Raw genomic sequence first — 1,906 nt, 5'->3', positions numbered from 1 at the left:
TTCCTGGCTCCATGCGCTTTCGACCTGACCGGCGTCGACGGCTGCTACCGGCCCGACCATGGATGGGTAGTAGTTCGATGTGTCAACGATGATCGCGTCCGCGGGTGCCTTGGTCAGCAGATCGGTGAGCTTGGGCTGGACGGAGAACGGAACCGACAGGATGACCACGTCACGGTCCTCCACTGCACTATCGAGTTCTACGGCATGTGCGCCCGCGGTGACGGCCTCGGTGGCAATAGCCTCGGGTCCACGAGCATCGGCCACGTTCACATCGTGGCCGGCCTCACTCAATCGGCGTGCAAGGTTCCCGCCGATAGCTCCGGCGCCGATAACAGTAATCTTCATCTGGTTTCCTTTGTCGCAGGATCCCATGGAGAGCACCATGGGATGTACACTAAGTCATGTACATAAAAAAGCGTAACACGATGTACGCGGAGACGTGTACATGATTTCGGTTACAGGGAGGAATGATGCTGTGGCAAGTCGCTTAGCAAACCCGTTGACCATGCCGGACGAACAAGACCTGGACCTGTTCGCGGTGATGTCTGCGCTCGTCGACCCCACCCGCCGCGCGATCGTGGAAATGGTTGCCGCAGCGCCTGGAGAGGCGTGCAGCAGGTCGGACTTCGGCGTTTCGAAATCGGCACTGACCCGGCACTGGCGCGTTCTTCGAGAGGCGGGCGTCATCAAGCAAGAAGCCCAGGGCAATCGGCACAGGAACTGGCTCCGCAGAGAGGAGCTCGACCGACGCTTCCCTGGTCTGTTGGACCTGGTAATCGCCGCGGACGCGAGTTCCAAGACCGATTCACCTTCGAGTCACTAAGAATCGCACCCGGAAGGCTCCATGCGCTGTTGCGCACGTGTCCCCTCCTGTGGGGGTTGTATGGCGCGCCCGCATTCCTAACGGCAAGCGAGTGGGGCTGCGGATGGCGACTGGCGCCTGGCTTCCGCTCTGGAGCGACTTGGAAATCAACAGCTTTTCGACGGCTACTGGTACCTTCGCGAGCTCCGGTCCGCGGAATTCTGAGGGTGGCGATGTCTTGAAGTTGCGTCTCAGCAAAAACTGTCTCAGGTTGGTGACCGTGAGGAGTTTGTCAGTCACAGTGGCCGAGTGAGACTTCTTGGATACACCCGATGTCTAGGTTGACGCTGCCGACGATGACGATATCCGGGGGTTGTAGCTTCTTTCTTTCATTGGTATTTCTCCTCGTTTTTGTGGAGGTCTGGTGTTGCCCAGACTTGCTCCGGCGATGCCGGGCACGCCGAAGTCGGAGCCGCTGCGTCCGGTGCCGGGCTCCTGGTTGATGGACTCGATGATCGCGCGCCGGGTGGGGTCGCTCAGCGCGGACACGGCAAAGAGGTTGAGATCCTCCTCAGGCGGGGTCATGAGGGTATTCGCCAAGCGACTGGCCGGCGTGGTTGCCCTATCCATCGGGTGGCGATCCATCCCAGACCAAAGATGTACACATTTAGGCGTACATCTGCTAGGCTTCTTGTACGCGGATGAGTGTACATCCGGTCCGCACCTGTCGTGTGGGACCAACCAACGAAGGAAACACCTATGAAGATCACAGTTATCGGCGCTGGAGCTATCGGCGGCAACCTCGCACGTCGTCTCAGCGAAGCAGGACACGACGTTCTCGTCGCTGACGCCCGCGGACCGGAAGTCGTCGCTGAAGAAGTCCTCGCCGCCGGCGCGCGTGCTGCCGAGATGGACGCCGCGGTCACGGACCGCGACGTAATCGTGCTGGCGGTCCCGTTCTCGGTACAGCGGGATCTCGCAGATCTCCTGGCCGGTGTGTCTAGGGACACGATCGTGGTCGACACGTCGAACTATTACCCCTACATGATGGGCCCGGTCGAGGCAGTAGACAACGGACAGGTCGAGAGCGAATGGAGCCAGGAG

The 1,906-nt window shown here is 60.3% G+C and carries 4 protein-coding genes; 2 read left to right on the top strand and 2 right to left on the bottom strand.

Features of this window, described 5'->3' with window-relative positions:
• Positions 1-345: NAD(P)-binding domain-containing protein (locus tag Q9R31_RS20075; RefSeq protein ID WP_311264464.1), on the bottom strand; the 345-nt coding region annotated here is incomplete at its 3' end.
• Positions 346-505: 160 nt separating this feature from the next.
• Here Q9R31_RS20075 and Q9R31_RS20070 point away from each other — a divergent pair.
• Positions 506-823, top strand: coding sequence for a helix-turn-helix transcriptional regulator (locus Q9R31_RS20070; protein ID WP_197432538.1), 318 nt, complete (start codon positions 506-508; stop codon positions 821-823).
• Between the two features lie 315 nt (positions 824-1,138).
• Here the strand turns inward: Q9R31_RS20070 and Q9R31_RS20065 are convergent, their stop codons facing one another.
• Complete coding sequence (locus tag Q9R31_RS20065) at positions 1,139-1,387, bottom strand: hypothetical protein (protein WP_157238399.1); 249 nt, start codon at positions 1,385-1,387, stop codon at positions 1,139-1,141.
• A gap of 174 nt (positions 1,388-1,561) precedes the next feature.
• Between Q9R31_RS20065 and Q9R31_RS20060 the strand changes: the two genes are divergently transcribed.
• Positions 1,562-1,906: NADPH-dependent F420 reductase (locus Q9R31_RS20060; protein WP_397428280.1), on the top strand; the 345-nt coding region annotated here is incomplete at its 3' end.

It is taken from the genome of Pseudarthrobacter sp. BRE9 (genome assembly GCF_031844305.1).
Taxonomy (GTDB): Bacteria; Actinomycetota; Actinomycetes; order Actinomycetales; family Micrococcaceae; genus Arthrobacter.
Note: the sequence above shows the minus strand (reverse complement) of the source record. Positions and strands in the feature narration are given on the sequence as shown.

Bases quoted from the DNA above. Each gene is read 5' to 3' on its own strand.
- Q9R31_RS20070 (WP_197432538.1), top strand. From the start codon at position 506: ATGCCGGACGAACAAGACCTGGACCTGTTCGCGGTGATGTCTGCGCTC.
- Q9R31_RS20065 (WP_157238399.1), bottom strand. From the start codon at position 1,387: ATGACCCCGCCTGAGGAGGATCTCAACCTCTTTGCCGTGTCCGCGCTG.